The organism is Dietzia sp. Cai40, assembly GCF_014145165.1.
Taxonomy (GTDB): domain Bacteria; phylum Actinomycetota; class Actinomycetes; order Mycobacteriales; family Mycobacteriaceae; genus Dietzia; species Dietzia natronolimnaea.
In genome coordinates, this window is sequence record NZ_JAALEB010000187.1 from 1 (window position 1) to 17,786 (window position 17,786).

Here is a 17,786-nt window from a genome sequence, read left to right on the forward strand (position 1 = left end):
TCGAGGCCCACCGCGAGCCGGTGGGCGGTGGCCCGGGGGAGTCCGGTGCGCTCGCAGAGGTCGGCCAGGACGCACGGCTGCTCGGCCACCGCGTGGAGCACCGTCATGGCTTTGTCGAGGACTCCGATCCCGCTATACTGTCTCACAGTTCGACTATAGCGTCCTACATGGTGAGAATCCATCGGTTCGACACCCGGGCGTGGACTGGAGGCGTGATGAGTGTGACACCGTCCGGAGGTGCCCGGGGCCGAACCCTGGCGGAGAAGGTCTGGGACGACCACGTGGTGGTCAGGGGCGAGGGGGAGGGCGAAGCCCGTCAGCCGGACCTCATCTACGTCGATCTCCACCTCATCCACGAGGTCACCAGCCCGCAGGCCTTCGACGGACTCCGGCTGGCGGGCCGCGGCCTGCGCCGTCCGGACCTCACCCTGGCGACCGAGGACCACAACGTCCCGACCGACATCGTCGGCGGGGCCGTCAACCTCATCGCCGACCGCGTCTCACGGACCCAGATCGAGACGCTGCGCACCAACTGCGAGGAGTTCGGGGTCCGGGCGTACCCGATGGGTGACCCGGGGCAGGGCATCGTCCACATCATCGGGCCCCAGCTCGGCCTGACCCAGCCCGGCATGACCGTCGTGTGCGGAGACTCGCACACCTCGACCCACGGAGCGTTCGGCTCCATCGCGATGGGTATCGGGACGTCCGAGGTCGAGCACGTCATGGCCACCCAGACACTGTCGCTGCGGCCGTTCAGGACCATGGCCGTCACCGTCACCGGCGAACTGCAGCCGGGGGTCTCCGCCAAGGACCTCATCCTGGCCGTGATCGCCCAGATCGGGACGGGCGGGGGTCAGGGGCACATCATCGAGTACCGCGGCGAGGCCATCGAGAAGCTCTCGATGGAGGCGCGGATGACCATCTGCAACATGAGCATCGAGGCCGGCGCCCGGGCCGGGATGATCGCCCCGGACCAGACCACTTACGACTACCTGAAGGGGCGGCCGCACGCCCCCGCCGGGGAGGAGTGGGACGCCGCCGTCGAGTACTGGACCGGCCTGCGGACCGACGATGACGCGGTGTTCGACACCGAGGTGGTGATCGACGGCTCCGCCCTCACCCCGTTCGTCACCTGGGGCACCAACCCCGGCCAGGGTGTGCCCCTCGGGTCCACCGTCCCGCACCCGGAGTCCTTCGGGGACGAGAGCGACCGTGTCGCCGCCGAGGGTGCGCTCGAGTACATGGACCTCGAGGCCGGCACCCCGTTGCGCGATGTCCCGGTGGACGTGGTCTTCGTGGGCTCGTGCACCAACGGGCGTATCGAGGACCTCCGGACCGTGGCGGAGATCATCGACGGCCGCGCGGTCGCCGAGGGTGTCCGGATGCTGGTCGTCCCGGGATCGATGCAGGTGCGCCAGCTCGCCGAGCAGGAGGGCCTGGACAAGGTGTTCACCGCGTTCGGCGCCGAGTGGCGTCAACCGGGGTGCTCCATGTGTCTCGGGATGAACCCGGACTCACTCGAGCCCGGCCAGCGCTGTGCCTCGACCTCCAACCGCAATTTCGAGGGCCGCCAGGGCAAGGGTGCCCGTACCCATCTCGTCAGCCCGGCGGTCGCCGCGGCCACGGCCGTCGTCGGCCGCCTGGCCTCGCCCGCCGATCTCGAGCCCGCGAAGGGGGCCTGATCATCATGGAGCCGATCACCACCCACACCGGCATCGGGGCGCCGTTGCACCGGTCCAACGTGGACACCGACCAGATCATCCCCGCCGAGTACCTCAAGCGCGTCACCCGCACCGGTTTCGAGGACGGACTGTTCTCGTCCTGGCGAGCGAACGAACCCGACTTCGTCCTCAACCGTTCCCCGTACGACCGCGCCTCGGTGCTCGTGGCGGGTCCGGACTTCGGCACCGGCTCGTCGCGCGAGCACGCGGTCTGGGCCCTGAAGGACTTCGGCTTCCGCGTCGTCATCTCCTCGCGCTTCGCCGATATCTTCCGCGGCAACTCCGGCAAGTCCGGACTGGTGGCCGCGCAGGTCGAGCAGCAGAACGTCGACCTGCTGTGGAAGATCATGGACGAGCGTCCGGGCCTCGAGTTGACCGTCGACCTGGGGACCCGGACCGTGACCGCGGGGGACGTGACCGTCCCGTTCGAGATCGACGACTACACCCGCTGGCGCCTCATGGAAGGTCTCGACGACATCGGGCTCACCCTCCGGCAGGCCGATGCGATCGCGGAGTTCGAGCAGCGCAGGCCGACCTTCAAGCCCGTCACCACGCTGCCCGGTCGCGGCTGACCGACCGGGCACCTGGCGGCTGACCGACCGGTCCGGAGTCACGTCCGGAACGCTCCCCGTGACGGCAACGTGTGAGTATGCTTATATTTCGTATGACGCGGTGCTCTGCCGCGTCGGCGTACTCACCCTAAGGGGGATCCCTCGTGAACAAGGCCGACCTGATCGCCGAGCTGGCGGAACGGATGGACGGAGACCAGCAGCTCGCCACCGAGGCGCTGGAGAACACTCTCGACATCATCGTGCGGGCGGTGGCGGCCGGAGAGTCCATCACCATCATGGGATTCGGCATCTTCGAGAAGCGCGCACGCGCGGCGAGGGTCGCGCGCAACCCGCACACCGGTGAGTCCATCCCCGTCCCACCCACGTATTCGCCGGCGTTCCGGCCCGGGCAGTATTTCAAGTCCGTCGTCCAGGGCACCGAGACCCTCCCCGAGGGTCGCCTCGCCGCCAAGCGGTCCAGTTCGCACCAGTCCTTCGGCGGTGTCGGGAAGAACGGTGTCAACCACCGCGACAAGGTCAGCTGAGCGCCTGCCTCACCGCACGGGGAGCGGGCTCGGGTAGTAGTCGGCGAACACCAGGGTCCCACCGTCGAACCCCAGCCCCCAGGCGCCGGACTTCTTGGTCGAGGTGTCCCCCACGTCGATACCGGCACGTTCGGCCAGGTCGCCCAGGAGGCCGGGGATCGCGGTCCCCTGAGAACTCACCGCTGCCACCCCGTCGCCGCCGGCGATCTCGAGGAGGCGGGCGCGGGCGGCGGCGGGATCGTCGAGGTACGCCTCGTCGCTCAGAACCGGCTCGGGTGTGACCCCGACCCCGAGCTCGTCGGCGAGTGGGGCCAGGGTCTGCTCACACCGCACCCGGGGGGCACTGTGGAGCCTCCGGACGCCGAACGCCCTGAGCATCGGGACCAGGAGTTCTGCCTGGGTGCGTCCGGCCTTGTCGAGCGGGCGCGACGAGTCGTCACCACTCCATTCCGAGCGGCTCCCCGCCTTGGCGTGTCTGACCAGCAGGAGGACAGAATCCACGGGCCGGGCCGCGGCGAAGCGCGTCAGGATCTTGCGGTCCAGTGCGTACGAGACCAGTTCCTTGGCCTCGTCGACCGGGAGCCACCGGATGTCGTCGACCTCGGAGTTGGGCTCGAAGCCACCCCCGGACGCGAGCGCGGACCAGTAGGTGACCTCCTTCCGGGTGTTCTCCTTGAGCGGGTACGCGGTGGTCCCGATCCTGGACTCGAGAGCCGCGGAGAACCCCGTCTCCTCCGCGATCTCGCGCACCGCGGTGACGGGCAGCGACTCACCGGGATCGACCTTGCCCTTGGGCAACGACCAGTCGTCGTACCGGGGGCGGTGGACCACGGCGCAGCGGGCGGACCCCCCGTCCATGCGGTACAGGACGGCCCCGGCCGCGGGGACCACCCGGACGCTGGTCCGGCCGCCGTTCGACTTCCTGCTCATCGGTCCCGGAACCCCGCGTGGACGGAGGCCATGCGCTCCTGGTGGTCGACCGAGTCGGACCGGTCCCCGGGGGCGGGCATCCGCGCCCACGAGGCGTCAGGCCTCAGATGGAAGCTGCGCGTGGCCGGGTCGAGGGCGGAGTCGAAGATGCGGTGGATCTGACCCTTGAGCCGGGGGTCGGTGACGGTGGTCATCACCTCGACCCGGCGGTCGAGGTTCCGGTGCATCATGTCGGCGCTGCCGATGAGCACCTCGTCCGCCCCGCGGAAGTTGAGGATCCGCGAGTGCTCGAGGAAGCGTCCGAGGATCGAGCGGACGTGGATGTTCTCGCTGAGCCCGGGGACACCGGCGCGCAGGGCACAGATCCCGCGGACCACGATGTCGACCTGCACGCCCGCCTGCGAGGCCCGGTAGAGGGCGTCGATGATCTGCTCGTCGACCAGCGCGTTGGCCTTGAGCCGGATCCCCGCCTCGCGACCCTCGGCCGCGAAGCCGATCTCGCGGTCGATCCGCTCGATGATCCCCGAGCGGATCCCCTCGGGGGCCACGAGCAGTCGTCGGTACTTGGAGACGTTGGAGAACCCGGTGAGGTGGTTGAACAGGTCCGTCAGATCGGACACGACCTCCTCGTCCGCGGTGAACAACCCCACGTCCTCGTACAGGCGGGCCGTCTTGGGGTTGTAGTTCCCGGTGCCGATGTGGGCGTAACGCTGTAGCCGGTCGCCCTCCTTCCGGACCACCAGGCAGGTCTTGCAGTGTGTCTTGAGTCCCAGCAGGCCGTACACCACGTGGACACCGGCCTGTTCGAGCTCTCGCGCCCAGCGGATGTTGTTCTGCTCGTCGAAGCGGGCCTTGATCTCCACCAGTGCGACGACCTGCTTGCCTGCCGCCGCGGCGTCGACGAGAGCGTTGACGATGGGGGAGTCGCCGGAGGTCCGGTACAGGGTCTGTTTGATCGCCAGCACGTTCTCGTCCGCAGCAGCCTGTTCGATGAACCGCTGGACGGTGGTCGCGAACGAGTCATACGGGTGCTCGACGAGGACGTCGCCCTCCTGGAGGGACGCGAAGATGTTCCGGGCGGTCTCACGCTCACCGAATGCCGGGGGGGTGGCGGGGACCATCGCCGGATCCTTGAGGTCGGGCATGTCCAGGCCGTGGATCTGCCACAGTCCCGTCAGATCGAGCAGTCCCGAGAACCGGATCACGTCCTCGGAGTCCACGTCGAGTTCGTGCTGGAGGATCCGGAGCATCCGCGGCGTCATGTCCTCGGCGATCTCCAGCCGCACGGCGGAGCCGAAGCGGCGGCGGGCGAGCTCGCGCTCGAGCGCCTGCAGCAGGTCCTCGTCACGGTCCTCCTCGACCTCCATGTCCGCGTTGCGGGTCACGCGGAAGACGTGGTGCTCGACCACCTCCATGCCCTGGAACAGGTCGCCGAGGTGGGCCGCGATGATCTCCTCGGCGGGCACGAACGAGTACTCGTCCTCCGCGTCCCGGGCGACCCTGACGAACCGGGGCACGTTGTGGGGGATCTTGACCCGGGCGAAGTGCTCCTGCCCCGAACCGATGTCGCGGATGATCACCGCGAGGTTGAGGCTGAGTCCGGAGATGTAGGGGAAGGGGTGCGCCGGGTCGACGGCGAGCGGTGTGAGGACGGGGAAGATCGAGTTCCTGAACAGCTCCGCCAGGGAGAACCGCTCGTCGGCGGTGAGCTCGCCCCAGGGCAGGATCCGGATCCCGTGTTGCTCGAGTTCGGGTCTGATCTCGTCGTGGAACAACCGGGTCTGCTCGTCGCAGAGCTCGCGGGTCCGGACACTGATCCGGCCGAGCTGCTCGGCGGGCGTCTGGCCGTCGGCGGATCTGACCGACAGACCCGTCTTGTCGCGGCGCTTGAGGCCGGCCACCCGCACCATGTAGAACTCGTCGAGATTCGACGCGAAGATCGCGAGGAACTTGGCCCTCTCGAGTAGCGGCAGGTCCTTCTCGCCCGCCAGGGCCAACACTCGTGCGTTGAAGTCGAGCCAGCTGAGTTCTCGGTTGAGGTAGCGGTCACGGGGTCGGGGGAGTTGCTCGAGCACGGGGTCGTCTGCGGTCACCGGACCATTGTGGCCGATACCCCGGCGGAGTGAGCACGTTGACTCACGGAGGGGGTCCTCAACACCGCCGCGGTGGCCTCACCCACGGCGCGTCCGGTCAGTGCCAGGACGTCCTCGGGGGTGTCGACGTCGCGACCGGCCGCGCCCGAGGGATCGGCCCCGCCGAGCGGGACGGCACCACCCTCGGACAGGTGTCGGGCGGCGGAGTCGGGCCCGAACCGGGGCACGCGCACGCCGGCCGGACCGGTCCAGAACGCCATGGTCGTCCCGGCGCCACGATGGTCGGGGACGATCGAATGCGGGTGCCGGGAGGCCGCCGTGAGCACCCGGGCGAGCTGGGGCGCCGCGAGTTCGGGCAGATCAGCGGTCACCACGCCCACCGGGCCGGGTACGCCGTGGATCGCCTCGGTGAGCGCCGCGTTGAGCGGATCGCCGTCCGGCCGTCCCGGCGCGTCGACCGGTTCCGGGACGATCTCGACCGTCAGGAGGCGGGCGAGCGCCGCCACATCGGGGTCCGAGGTCACCACCCGCACCCGGGAGACACCGGGCGTCGCGACGCAGGTGCGGAACACGTCCGCGGCCATCGCGAGGGCGAGGGCCCGCCTGTCGGACGCGGGCAGAGCGCGGGCGAGGCGGCTCTTGGCGCGGTCGAGGGCCTTGACGGGGACGACTATCGTCCACCCGCCGTCAGTCGCCCCGTGACCCGACACCGTACTCATCGACCGCCATCCTGCCAGCAGACCCTCGCGAGCGCGCCGGGCCGGGTAGCGTTTGCACACGATCCACCGGCGATGGCCCGGGTGGGGGACGACGAGCCGGGAGGCGAAATGGCGCGGGTCGCGGTGATGGGTGCGGGGTCGTGGGGGACCGCCGTCGGCAAGGTGCTCGCGGACGCGGGGTCGGAGGTGGTCATGTGGGCCCGCCGGGACGAGGTGGCCGACGGGATCAACGAGCGGCACTGTAACGAGAAGTACCTGCCGGGCATCGTCCTGCCCGCGACGGTGACCGCCTCGACGGACCCGGCCGAGGTGCTCGCGGGCTCCCACGAGGTCGTCCTGGCCGTCCCGTCGCAGAGCCTGAGGGGGAACCTGGAGAAATGGGTCGACCTCCTCGAGTCGGACGCCGGGGTGATCTCCCTGGCGAAGGGGATCGAGACCGGGTCGCTGATGCGCATCAGCGAGGTCGTCGCCGAGGTCACCGGGTTGACGGGGGACAGGATCGCCGCGTTGTCCGGCCCCAACCTCGCGCGGGAGATCGCCGAGGGTCAGCCTGCGGCGACGGTGATCGCCTGTACGGACGTCGACCGGGCGGCCCGCCTGCAGGACGCGTTCTCCACCCCCTACTTCCGTCCCTACACCAACACCGATGTGGTGGGGTGCGAGATCGGAGGCTCCACCAAGAACGTCATCGCTCTGGTGTGTGGCATCGCCACCGGGATGGGCCTGGGTGACAACACCATGGCCACGCTCGTCACCCGTGGGTTGGCGGAGTCGACGAGGCTCGGGGTGGCGCTCGGCGCCAACCAGATGACCTTCGCCGGACTCGCGGGGCTCGGCGACCTCGTCGCCACCTGCACCTCGCCCCTGTCCCGCAACCGGACCTTCGGTGAACGGCTGGGCAAGGGCGAAACCCTGGAGCAGGCCCAGGAGGCCACCAACGGACAGGTCGCGGAGGGGGTCAAGTCCTGCACCTCCATCCGTGCGCTCGCCCGACAGGTCGGGGTCGAGATGCCGCTCACCGAGGCCGTCCACGAGATCTGCCACGAGGGTGGTGACGCCGTCGAGGTGGCGGTGCGCCTCATGAGACGGAGCACCAAGCCCGAGTAGCCTCGGCCCGGTGAATCGCATCACCGTTGCCGTCCTCTACGGCGGCCGCAGCACGGAGCACTCCGTGAGCTGCGTGTCCGCCGGCGCCGTCATGGCACATCTCGACCGATCCGTCTACGAGGTGATCCCCGTCGGGATCACCGGATCGGGGCGGTGGACCCTGGGTCCCGACGACGTGTCGGGCCTGCGGATCGTCGACCGCGTCATGCCGGAGGTCGACCCGGGGCGACCACAGGTGGCGCTGGGACTGTCCACCGGTGACCGCGGGGTCCTGCGGTACGTGGACGGGGAGCGGGCCGGTGAGCAGGCCGCCCGCGTGGACGTGGTCTTCCCCGTCATGCACGGCACCCACGCGGAGGACGGCACCGTCCAGGGACTCCTCGAACTCTCGGGGATCCCCTACGTGGGTCCGGGGGTGTTCGCCAGTGCGGCCGGCATGGACAAGGAGTTCACCAAGGTCGTGCTGGGTGCGGCGGGTCTGCCGATCGGTGAGCAGGTGGTGCTGCGTCCCGGGATCGCGACGCTGCCGCAGACGGAACTCGACCGGCTCGGGTTCCCGTTGTTCGTCAAGCCCGCCCGCGGTGGCTCGTCCATCGGGATCACCAAGGTCTCCCGCGCGGCGGATCTGGACGCGGCCATCGCCGAGGCCCGCCGGTTCGACCCCAAGGTGATCGTCGAGGCCGCCATCGTGGGCCGCGAGGTCGAATGCGGTGTCCTGCAGTACCCGGACGGTCGGGTGGAGGCGAGCCTGCCCGCCGAACTGCACATCCCCGGTGAGCCCACCGGTCTGGAGGGCGAGACCGAGGGCGACTCCTTCTACGACTTCGACACCAAGTACCTCGACGACGTCTGCACGTTCGACCTCCCCGCGCTGCTCCCCGACGCGGACACCGACCGGCTGCGCGCCCTGGCCGTCGAGGCGTTCCACGCCCTGGATGCCCGGGGGCTGAGCCGGGTCGACTTCTTCGTCACCGAGGACGGTCCGGTGATCAACGAGGTCAACACCATGCCGGGGTTCACCCCGATCTCGATGTACCCGCAGATGTGGGCGGCCTCCGGCGTCGACTACCGGACCCTGCTCGACACTCTCGTGAGGACAGCGCTCGCCGGCTGCTGACCCCGCCCGGTCACCCGATCGGCGCGGGCCGCGGTTCGACGGCCTCGAGACCGGCGGTGAGGGCGTCCGAGAGATCCTGGATCGGACCGGTACCGCCGGTCGCGGGGAGGGTGACCGCGATGTACTCCGGTCGGTCGACGGCGACCCACGTGGACGACGTCACAGCGGGGTCCGGGTCCGGTTCGTTGAACCACTGGACGCCGTTGACCTCCTGGAGCGGCACCCCGACGGTGAAGGTCGGCGGGGCGGGGAGACCACAGCGGACGACGACGGTCTCGGCATCGGGCAGCCGGTAGGCCGCGGCGCCCGGCGGTGCGGGCTCGACGAACGCGACCCGGTTCGCCTCACCGAGGGTGTCCGGGAGGGACTCGACCAGCGACAGGCACTCCTCGGAGTCGGCCCCGGGGGCCGGGATGGTCACCGCGGTCACGGGCTCGCTCGCGGCGGACTCGGCCGCCTCGTCGCGGACGTCCCGCACCAGGACGAGGACCACGGCGAGCAGCACCAGGGGGACGAGTACCGCCGCGATCACCACGAGGGGCGAGACCGGCGGTCGGTGGCCGCCGTCGGATGACCGGCCGTCCGGTGTCCGGCCCCCCGGGTCGCCCGCGTCGCGACCGTCGCCCGAGACCGTGTCCGTGCTGCCCACCTCGAGTAGTCCTCTCTCCCGCGGTCGGCCGCCCGGGGTGGCGGCCGCTAGCCTGTCGGCAACGCTACAGCCACCCGCCGAGCCTCCCGGCGCCTGACCTCCGAGGACACCGATGAGCCCTGCGACAGAACGGCCCCTGACCGTCGCGGAGGTGGGGGAGGCCGGGGTGCTGGCGGTGTTGAGCGGTCCGGGGGACGCCCACCACGGCGACCCGGTGGGCAACGGGGACGACGCCGCCGTCCTCGGTCCGGCCGCGGCGACGGTGGTGACGACGGACATGCTGGTCGAGGGGACCCACTTCCGCCTGGACCTGACCACGTGGAGGGACATCGGTCGCCGTGCCGTCGCGCAGAACGTCTCCGACGTGCTGGCCATGGGCGCGGACTGCTCCCGCGTCCTCGTGGCCCTGGCGGTGCCAGGGGAGACGACGATGGAGCAGATCGGGGAGCTGGCCGCCGGGATCCACGGGGAGGCCGCGCGATCCGGTGCCGTGGTGGTGGGCGGTGATCTCACCAGCGCTCACCTCGTCGTCGTCAGTGTCACGGCGATGGGCACCCTCCCGGACGGGGCGTGCCCCCTGCGGATCGACGGCGCCGCCCCCGGCGACAGGGTGGCGCTCACCGGTGAACCCGGTCGCTCCGCGGCGGGGTTGGCACTGCTGCTGGCGGGTCACACCGAGGGCCCTCTGCAGCAGGCCCACCGGGTCCCCGTGCCCCCGATCGGTTCCGGGAGGGCGGCCAGACTCGCCGGCGCCAGCGCGCTCACCGACGTCAGCGACGGCCTGATGCGCGACCTGTCGGGGATGGCGCGGGCCTCCGGCGTCGCGGCGGACCTCGTCGTCGACGCGCTCCCCGTCGACCCCCGCCTGGGCGAGGCCGCCGCCGTCCTGGGTCTCCCCGATCCGGAGGCGCAGATCGCGGACTGGATCCTCGACGGCGGTGAGGACCACGGTCTGCTGGGCACCTTCCCGCCCGGGACCACCGTCCCCCCGGGTTTCACCGTCATCGGGACGATCCACGAGGGAGACCCCGGAACCGTCTCCCTCGACGGGCGCCCGCGGACCCCCGGGGGCTGGGACTCCGCGCGGGGTGCGAACTAGGCTGGCCGCATGGCTGTCTACGCACTCGGAGACCTCGAACCCGACATCGCCCCCGACGCCTGGGTGCACCCCGACGCGGTGGTGATCGGTCGCGTCCGCCTGGGACCGGGCGTGTCCGTGTGGCCGACCGCCGTCCTCCGCGGCGACTACGGGCGCATCGAGGTCGGCGCCATGACCAACATCCAGGACGGCACGATCGTCCACTGCACGGAGTCGGAACCGACGGTGCTCGGGGAGCACTGCATCGTGGGGCACAACGCGCACATCGAGGGGGCGACCATCGGGGACGGAGCCCTGGTCTCCTCCGGTTCGATCGTGCTCAACGGCGCCGTGATCGGTGCCGGGGCGGTCGTCGCCGCCGGGTGTCTGATCCCGCCACGGTTCGAACTGCCCCCCGCGCGGATGGCGATGGGAGCCCCCGCGAGGATCCGCGAGGGGTACGAGGTGGACCCGGCGATGCTCGAGGGGAACACGCAGAAGTACCACGACAACGCGATGCGGTACCGCTCCGAACTCCGACGGATCGACTGACCGGGTGGCGGGCGACCGGTCGGCTCGACCTCCGCTGGGGGAGGTCGTCGACCCGGGGTGGGCGAGCGCGTTGGCGCCGGTGGAGGACCGCATCCACCGGATGGGCGACTTCCTCCGCGCGGAGGAAGTCGCGGGCCGCGGATACCTGCCGGAGGGTGAACGGATCCTGCGCGCCTTCACCCAGCCGTTCGACGACGTCCGCGTGCTGATCGTGGGTCAGGATCCGTATCCGACGCCCGGGCACGCCGTCGGCCTGAGCTTCGCCGTGGACGGCCACGTCCGCCCCCTGCCACGGAGCCTGGTCAACATCTACCGCGAGTACTCCGACGATCTGGGGCTGCCGGCCCCCCGGCACGGCGACCTGAGCTCCTGGGCCGGCAGCGGGATCCTCCTGCTCAACCGGGTCCTCACGGTGACGCCGGGGCAGCCGGCCTCTCACCGACGGAAGGGGTGGGAGGAGGTCACCGGGCGCGCGATCGAGGCGCTGGTGGAGCGCGGCCGTCCGCTGGTGGCGATTCTCTGGGGCCGCCAGGCACAGTCCCTGGCGCCGATGCTCGGCGACACCCCGGTCATCGCCTCCGCCCACCCCTCACCCCTGTCGGCCTCGCGAGGGTTCTTCGGTTCCCGGCCGTTCAGCCGCGCGAACGACGAACTGCACCGACTCGGCGTGGACCCCGTCGACTGGCGACTGCCGGAGATGCCGGAGCAGACGTAGAGGCGCGCTCAGGCCCCACCGAAGCGCGGGGTGCGCTCAGGCCCCACCGAAGCGCGGGGTGCGCTTGGCGACGAACGCGTCCACTCCCTCGATGCCGTCGGGCGACACCGCGAGCGCCGCGATGGCGTCCCGCTCGGCGTCGAGCTGCTGCGCGAGAGTCCTCTCGCCGGACCGTCGCAACAGCTCCTTGGTGGCGGCATAGGAGGCACGCGGGCCCGCCGCGAGGCGGACCGCCAGCGCACGAGCCGTGGTGGAGACGTCCTCCTCCGTGTAGGTGGTGAGCAGTCCGATCCCGTAGGCCCGCGCCCCGTCCACCGGCTCGTTGCCCAGGATGAACGCCCGGGCCGCCGCGGGCCCGATCGCGCGGGGCAGCCGCCAGGACATCCCGCCGTCCGGTGACAGGCCGATACCCGGGTAGGCCGCGAGCAGGCGGGTGTCCGGGCCCCCGACGGAGAAGTCGGCGGCCAACGCGAGGGAGAGCCCGGCCCCCGCGGCCCAGCCGGCCACCGCGGCCACCACCGGCACAGGTGCCTCCTCCAGTTGCCTGACCACCACGTGCAACCGGTCGGCCAGCTCGCGGACGTGCTCCGAGCGGTCCTCGGCGGCGGCGAAGCCGGGCACGTTCCCACCCGCGCAGAAGTTCCTGCCCAGGCCCACGAGGAGGATCGCACCGGCGTCGATCTCGCCGGCGAGGAGCGCGGCCAGTGCGGTTCCGGCCTGGGTGACGGCGTCGGAGTCCAGCGAGTTCCCCCTGCCCTCGAGGGAGATGGGGATGGTGAGCACACCGTCCTCGAGGGTGACGAGGGGAGTGGCGTTCAGGGCAGTGGTCATCTGGGCTCCAGGGAGTGGTACGGGCCGTCTCGGCCTTTTCGACGGCTGTCGCAAGGTGAGGGTACTAGGCTTGGCCGCGCCGACCGACGGAGTCGGACCGTTGGGGTGGACGGACGCCGAGGAGGGGTGATGGCACAGGAGTCGACGAGTGTCGAGGAACGTCCGTCATCACTGGACGCCCACGGGCTTCTGGGGTGGGCGCGTCGGTGTGTGGAACATCTGGCGACCCACCGCGAGGAGATCAACGCCCTGAACGTCTTCCCGGTGCCGGACTCCGACACCGGGACCAATCTGCTCTACACGATGAGAGCCGCGGTCGACAGGGCCGAGGGCGAGGAGGCGTGGATCGCCGAGGGCGGGGGAAGTGCCGGCGCCCGCGAGATCGCCGTGGCGCTCGGTCACGGGGCCGTCCACGGTGCGCGGGGCAACTCCGGCGTCATCCTGTCCCAGGTTCTCCGGGCGGTCGGCGAGGCCGCGACCTTCACCGTCGTCGACGCCTCCACCTACCGTCGAGCGCTCCGGACGGCGGTGACCCTCGTCGACCATGCGCTCAGCGATCCGGTGGAGGGCACCATCGTGACCGTGTTGCGGGAGGCCGCCGGGGGCGCCGGTCGGTCGTCGGCGACCTCGCTCGTCGAGGTGGCACGGGCGGCCGCGGATGCCGGGGCGGAGGCCCTCGACCGCACGACGTCCCAGCTGCCCGCGCTGGCCCGGGCGGGGGTCGTGGACGCGGGCGGCAGAGGCCTGCTGGTGCTGCTGGACACCATGGTCGAGGTGCTCGGGGGACAGGCGCCGGAGCGACCGGACTACTTCGTCCCCGAGGACCCGTTCACCGAGCCGTCCGCGCAGTGTGACGGGACGGACGGTGGTGCCCCGGAGTCCTCCGCCGACACCCGGTACGAGGTCATGTACTCCCTGACCCATTCGGACGACGCGCGCGCCGACGAGCTCAGGTCCGCTCTCCGGACCCTGGGCGACAGCGTGGTGGTCGTGGGCGACGGTGGAACGGGGGACAACGCCCGCTGGGCGGTCCACGTCCACACCGACGACATCGGAACGGCGGTCGAGGTCGCGCTCTCGCTCGGCCGGGTCACCGAGATCCGTGTGACGGACATGTTGGACCCGGTGGGCGGGAGCCCGTCGACAGGGCACCGTCGACGGGATGGGTCCGGGGAGGGGGCGGACCGGACCGGACGCGAGCCCGAGCGGACGGTGGTGGCGATCGTCCCCGACGGGCCGCTCGCCGAGCTGTTCTCGGGCGCGGGGGCGCGAACGGTCGATCCGGACGAGGGCGGGGTGATCGACGCGGTGCTGGCACTGTCCGCGGACGAGTTGCTGGTGCTGCCCAACGGTGAGCTGTCCAGGGCGCAGATCGGAGCACTCGACGCCGCCCTGCGCGACGTCGACGGCAACGCCCTCATCCTCCCGACGGGGTCGGTCGTCCAGGGGTTGTCCGCGCTGGCCGTCCACGACCCCTCGACCACGTTGTCCCTGGACGGCTTCGGGATGGCGGACGCGGCCGCGGCCACCCGGCACGCGCACCTGGTGCGGGCCGAACACGACGCGCTCACCCTGGTGGGTCGCTGCGCCGCCGGGGACCTCCTCGGCATGGTCGGCCACGATGTCGCCCTCATCGAGACGGACCCGGTGGACGCGGTGTGCGCGCTCGCGGATCGGCTGCTCTCCTCGGGCGGCGAACTCGTGACCCTGCTGCTCGGCGCCGACTACGACGAGGCCGCGACGCAGGAGGCGCTGACCCGGATCCGCGACGGTCACCCCGACGTGGAGGTCGCCGGATACGCGGCCGGACCGGGCCGGGTGCTCGCGCACGTCGGGGTCGAATGACCGCGTTCGCCACCACGGACACGCCGCTGGAGGAGGTCCTCGACGCCGGACTGGCCGAGAGGATCACCACGGCCTTCGGCCACCGGACCGTCGGCGACCTGCTCCACACCCTGCCCCGTCGCTACCGGCAGCACGGGCAGCGCTACGACAGGCGCGAACTCGTCGACGGCGAGCGGGTGACGATCATCGGGACCGTCGCCACCGCCGCGACCCGTACCTACACCACCAAGCAGGGCCAGCCGCGGGAGATGCTCACGCTCACCGTGAAGGACGAGGACACCACGTTCAAGGTGGTCTACTTCGCCGGCCGCAGGATCAAGTTCATGCTCCCGGTGGGCACGGTGGCGATGTTCGACGGGACGGTGTCGCGGTTCCGCCAGTCCCTGGATCTCAAGCACCCCGAGTTCCTGGTCCTCCGATCGGTCGCCGGGCCCGGCGGCCAGCTCAAGGGCTCGGGTGACCTCGCCGCGCTCGCGCGACTCTCCGCGGAGATCGACGCCGAGGGCGGCCCGAGCCTGTTCGACCGCCCGCTCCTGCCCATCTACTCGGCCAAGGAGAGTGTGACGTCGTGGGACCTCCTCGGTGCGGTCGTCACCGCGATCCGCGCCCTGGTCCCCGTGGTGGACCCCCTCGACGACGCGGTCCGGCAGGCCGCGGGGTTGATGGGCCTCGACGAGGCGCTGCGCAAGGCCCACCTGCCCGGATGCGTCGAGGACGCGGACAGGGCCGGCCACCGCCTCCGGTTCGACGAGGCGATCGCACTGCAGCTGCTGCTGGGGGCCCGGCGCCGCTTCGTCGCCCGTGACCCGGCGCCGGCCAGCCCGGTGCGCGGGGACGGCGTCCGAGCCGCGATGGAGTCGCGGATGCCGTTCGAGCTCACCGCCGGGCAGCAGACCGTCCTCGAGGAGATCTCGGCGGACCTCACGCTCGACGAACCGATGAACCGTCTGCTCCAGGGTGAGGTCGGCTCCGGGAAGACGGTCGTCGGGCTGCTCGCGATGCTCCAGGTGGTCGATGCGGGGCGCCAGTGCGTGATGCTGGCGCCCACCGAGGTCCTGGCCACCCAACACCACCGCTCGTTGACGGCCATGCTCGGTGATCTGGGGGAGCGGGGCCGACTCGGCGCCGCGGACCAGGCCACCCGGGTCGTGCTGCTGACCGGGTCCATGTCCACGGCGGAGCGCCGGGCGGCCCTGCTCGACATCGTCACCGGGGAGGCCGGGATCGTCGTGGGGACGCACGCGCTCATCCAGGACTCCGTCGACTTCTTCGACCTGGGGCTGGTCGTGGTCGACGAACAACACCGCTTCGGGGTCCGTCAGCGTGACCGGCTCCGCGCCAAGGGGCGGGACGGGATGGTCCCGCACCTGCTGGTGATGACGGCGACGCCGATCCCCCGCACCATCGCGATGACGGTGTTCGGCGACCTGGAGGTCTCCGAGCTGGGTGAACTGCCCGGTGGACGCAGACCCATCTCGACCTCCGTCGTGCCGGCCAGGGACAGGCCGAGATGGGTGGAGCGCACCTGGGAGCGGGTGCGGGAGGAGGTCGGGGCTGGTCATCGCGCGTATGTCGTGTGTGCGCGGATCGACGCCGAGACCACCGACGCCCCGGACGGGGCCCCGAAGGCGGGGGACGACGACAAGGGCGGCGACAGGCCCCCGCTGGTCGCCGCCGTGGAGCTCCACCAGTACCTGTCCACCGGGCCTCTCGCGGGACTCCGCATCGGCTTGATGCACGGTCGGCTGCCCCCCGAGGCGAAGGACGCGACCATGACCGCGTTCGCGTCCGGTGATCTCGACGTCCTGGTGTCGACGACCGTGATCGAGGTCGGGGTGGACGTACCGGAGGCCACCGTGATGGTGGTGATGGACGCCGACCGGTTCGGGGTGAGCCAGCTCCACCAACTCCGTGGACGGGTGGGTCGGGGTGGCCTGCCCGGGCTCTGCCTGCTCGTGACCAACTCCCGCGAGGGGGGCAAGGCGATGGAACGGTTGAACGCCGTCGCGGCCACCACCGACGGGTTCCTGTTGGCGCAGCTCGACCTGGTCCAACGCCGCGAGGGTGACGTCCTCGGAGACGCTCAGTCGGGTGCACTTGCCTCGCTGCGGTTGTTGTCCGTCGTCGAGGACGGCGAGGTCATCGAGATCGCACGCCGCCACGCCGAGGAGATCCTCGACTCCGACCCCGGGCTCGACACCCACCCGGCTTTGGCCGAGCGGGTCCGCCGACTGTCCGGTTCGGACGAGTCGGACTACCTGTTCAAGTACTGACCACCACCATCTCGACCATCGGGGGAGTCATGACCCGCATCATCTCGGGCCGCCTGCGCGGGCGGTCGATCACCGTGCCGCCCTCGGGGACCCGGCCCACCACCGACCGCGTCCGCGAGGCCCTGTTCAGCGCGATCACCAGCCGGATGGATCTGGACGGAACCGCCGTGCTGGACCTGTTCGCGGGATCGGGCGCCCTCGGCTTGGAGGCGGTCTCCCGGGGCGCCGACGTGGTGTGGTTCGTGGAGGACAACCCCCGGGCGGTCGCGAGCATCCGCGCGAACACCGCGGGTGTGTCCTCGTCGTTCCCGGCGGTCCGCCCGACCGTGAAGCGGGCGGCGCTGCCCGCCGCCGTCGCCGGTCCGTGCCCCGTGGCCGGCGGGTTCGACCTCGTCCTCGCAGACCCGCCGTACGAGAAGTCCGGGGAGCTCGACGCCCCCGTCCTCGAGGCGTTGTCGGCGGGAGGCTGGCTGGCCGGGGACGCCCTCGTGGTGTGGGAGAGGTCCCGACGGGACCCGGCCGTGCGATGGCCCGACGGATACGAGGTGGAGTTCGAACGGACCTACGGGGAGACCGCCGTCGAGATCGCCCGGCCGGTTGATACGGTCGCCCGATGACCACCGTCGTGTGCCCAGGCTCGTTCGACCCGGTGACCCTCGGGCACCTCGACATCATCCGGAGGTCGGCCCAGCTGTTCGACGACGTGATCGTGTGCGTCGTGGCCAACCCCAACAAGCAGGGGACATTCACCATCGACGAGCGGAAGGCGCTCATCGAGGAGGTCTGCACCGACCTCCCCGGGGTCCGCGTCGACAGCTTCTACGGGTTGCTCGTCGACTACTGCCGCGAGAAGGGCGCCACGGCCGTGATCAAGGGCCTGCGCGACTCGACCGACTACGACTACGAACTGCCGATGGCCCACATGAACAGGTCGATCGCGGGGGTGGACACCGTGTTCCTGCCGACCCGGGCGGACCTGGCCTTCGTGTCCTCGTCGCTGTGCCGCGAGGTCACCCGTCTGGGCGGGGACGTCTCGCATCTCCTGCCGGATCCCGTCGCA

Annotated in this window: 18 protein-coding genes; 12 read left to right on the plus strand and 6 right to left on the minus strand. The window is 71.2% G+C overall.

Annotation, left to right across the window (positions count from 1 at the left end):
* Positions 1-146, minus strand: a 146-nt coding sequence (locus tag G6022_RS08075) for a helix-turn-helix domain-containing protein (protein ID WP_182691332.1), incomplete at its 3' end; no start/stop codon positions are given.
* A gap of 69 nt (positions 147-215) precedes the next feature.
* Between G6022_RS08075 and leuC the strand changes: the two genes are divergently transcribed.
* From leuC to G6022_RS08090, 3 genes are all read left to right on the plus strand, one after another.
* Positions 216-1,682: a 3-isopropylmalate dehydratase large subunit gene (leuC, locus tag G6022_RS08080; RefSeq protein WP_182609741.1), complete on the plus strand. Its 1,467-nt coding sequence runs from the start codon at positions 216-218 to the stop codon at positions 1,680-1,682.
* A 5-nt stretch (positions 1,683-1,687) separates the two neighbouring features.
* Entirely contained in the window at positions 1,688-2,293 is a 606-nt protein-coding gene (gene leuD / locus G6022_RS08085) for a 3-isopropylmalate dehydratase small subunit (RefSeq protein ID WP_182609742.1), read from the plus strand.
* 143 nt (positions 2,294-2,436) lie between these two features.
* The gene (locus G6022_RS08090) at positions 2,437-2,817 is read left to right on the plus strand and encodes an HU family DNA-binding protein (protein ID WP_179525501.1); all 381 of its coding nucleotides are present in this window, start codon (positions 2,437-2,439) and stop codon (positions 2,815-2,817) included.
* Positions 2,818-2,826: 9 nt separating this feature from the next.
* Here G6022_RS08090 and G6022_RS08095 read toward each other — a convergent pair whose 3' ends face one another.
* From G6022_RS08095 to cofC, 3 genes are read right to left on the minus strand one after another with little or no spacing between them, the layout of a single operon-like run.
* The gene (locus G6022_RS08095) at positions 2,827-3,747 is read right to left on the minus strand and encodes an NUDIX domain-containing protein (RefSeq protein WP_179525500.1); all 921 of its coding nucleotides are present in this window, start codon (positions 3,745-3,747) and stop codon (positions 2,827-2,829) included.
* Positions 3,744-5,840 (minus strand): RNA degradosome polyphosphate kinase, encoded by a 2,097-nt coding sequence (locus G6022_RS08100; RefSeq protein ID WP_182609743.1) that lies wholly within the window; start codon positions 5,838-5,840, stop codon positions 3,744-3,746. Before G6022_RS08100 ends, G6022_RS08095 begins: the two co-directional genes overlap by 4 nt.
* Complete coding sequence (gene cofC / locus G6022_RS08105) at positions 5,837-6,559, minus strand: 2-phospho-L-lactate guanylyltransferase (protein WP_182691334.1); 723 nt, start codon at positions 6,557-6,559, stop codon at positions 5,837-5,839. Before cofC ends, G6022_RS08100 begins: the two co-directional genes overlap by 4 nt.
* Positions 6,560-6,667: 108 nt before the next feature.
* Between cofC and G6022_RS08110 the strand changes: the two genes are divergently transcribed.
* Together G6022_RS08110 and G6022_RS08115 are read left to right on the plus strand one after the other, a co-directional pair.
* On the plus strand, positions 6,668-7,666 hold the full coding sequence (locus tag G6022_RS08110) for an NAD(P)H-dependent glycerol-3-phosphate dehydrogenase (protein WP_179525497.1): 999 nt from the start codon (positions 6,668-6,670) through the stop codon (positions 7,664-7,666).
* A 10-nt stretch (positions 7,667-7,676) separates the two neighbouring features.
* Entirely contained in the window at positions 7,677-8,783 is a 1,107-nt protein-coding gene (locus tag G6022_RS08115) for a D-alanine--D-alanine ligase family protein (RefSeq protein ID WP_182639623.1), read from the plus strand.
* Positions 8,784-8,793: 10 nt separating this feature from the next.
* Here the strand turns inward: G6022_RS08115 and G6022_RS08120 are convergent, their stop codons facing one another.
* On the minus strand, positions 8,794-9,432 hold the full coding sequence (locus tag G6022_RS08120; RefSeq protein WP_182691336.1) for a DUF3515 domain-containing protein: 639 nt from the start codon (positions 9,430-9,432) through the stop codon (positions 8,794-8,796).
* A gap of 112 nt (positions 9,433-9,544) precedes the next feature.
* Here G6022_RS08120 and thiL point away from each other — a divergent pair, with 112 nt between their 5' ends.
* The 3 genes from thiL to G6022_RS08135 are packed head-to-tail and all read left to right on the plus strand — an operon-like array spanning position 9,545 to position 11,777.
* The gene (gene thiL, locus G6022_RS08125) at positions 9,545-10,531 is read left to right on the plus strand and encodes a thiamine-phosphate kinase (protein WP_179525494.1); all 987 of its coding nucleotides are present in this window, start codon (positions 9,545-9,547) and stop codon (positions 10,529-10,531) included.
* A gap of 9 nt (positions 10,532-10,540) precedes the next feature.
* Positions 10,541-11,062 (plus strand): gamma carbonic anhydrase family protein, encoded by a 522-nt coding sequence (locus G6022_RS08130; RefSeq protein WP_182639794.1) that lies wholly within the window; start codon positions 10,541-10,543, stop codon positions 11,060-11,062.
* Between the two features lie 4 nt (positions 11,063-11,066).
* Positions 11,067-11,777, plus strand: coding sequence for a uracil-DNA glycosylase (locus tag G6022_RS08135; protein WP_182691338.1), 711 nt, complete (start codon positions 11,067-11,069; stop codon positions 11,775-11,777).
* A gap of 36 nt (positions 11,778-11,813) precedes the next feature.
* Here the strand turns inward: G6022_RS08135 and G6022_RS08140 are convergent, their stop codons facing one another.
* Entirely contained in the window at positions 11,814-12,608 is a 795-nt protein-coding gene (locus G6022_RS08140) for an enoyl-CoA hydratase-related protein (RefSeq protein WP_182691340.1), read from the minus strand.
* A gap of 129 nt (positions 12,609-12,737) precedes the next feature.
* On the opposite strand from G6022_RS08140, the gene G6022_RS08145 reads away from it, so the two are divergent.
* The 4 genes from G6022_RS08145 to coaD form a co-directional block, all read left to right on the plus strand.
* Positions 12,738-14,453: a DAK2 domain-containing protein gene (locus G6022_RS08145; RefSeq protein WP_182639248.1), complete on the plus strand. Its 1,716-nt coding sequence runs from the start codon at positions 12,738-12,740 to the stop codon at positions 14,451-14,453.
* The gene (gene recG, locus G6022_RS08150; protein ID WP_182639247.1) at positions 14,450-16,726 is read left to right on the plus strand and encodes an ATP-dependent DNA helicase RecG; all 2,277 of its coding nucleotides are present in this window, start codon (positions 14,450-14,452) and stop codon (positions 16,724-16,726) included. Before G6022_RS08145 ends, recG begins: the two co-directional genes overlap by 4 nt.
* Positions 16,727-16,755: 29 nt before the next feature.
* Positions 16,756-17,343 (plus strand): 16S rRNA (guanine(966)-N(2))-methyltransferase RsmD, encoded by a 588-nt coding sequence (gene rsmD, locus G6022_RS08155; protein ID WP_182639246.1) that lies wholly within the window; start codon positions 16,756-16,758, stop codon positions 17,341-17,343.
* The coding region (gene coaD, locus G6022_RS08160; protein ID WP_182691343.1) for a pantetheine-phosphate adenylyltransferase at positions 17,340-17,786 on the plus strand (447 nt) is incomplete at its 3' end. The genes rsmD and coaD, both read left to right, overlap by 4 nt.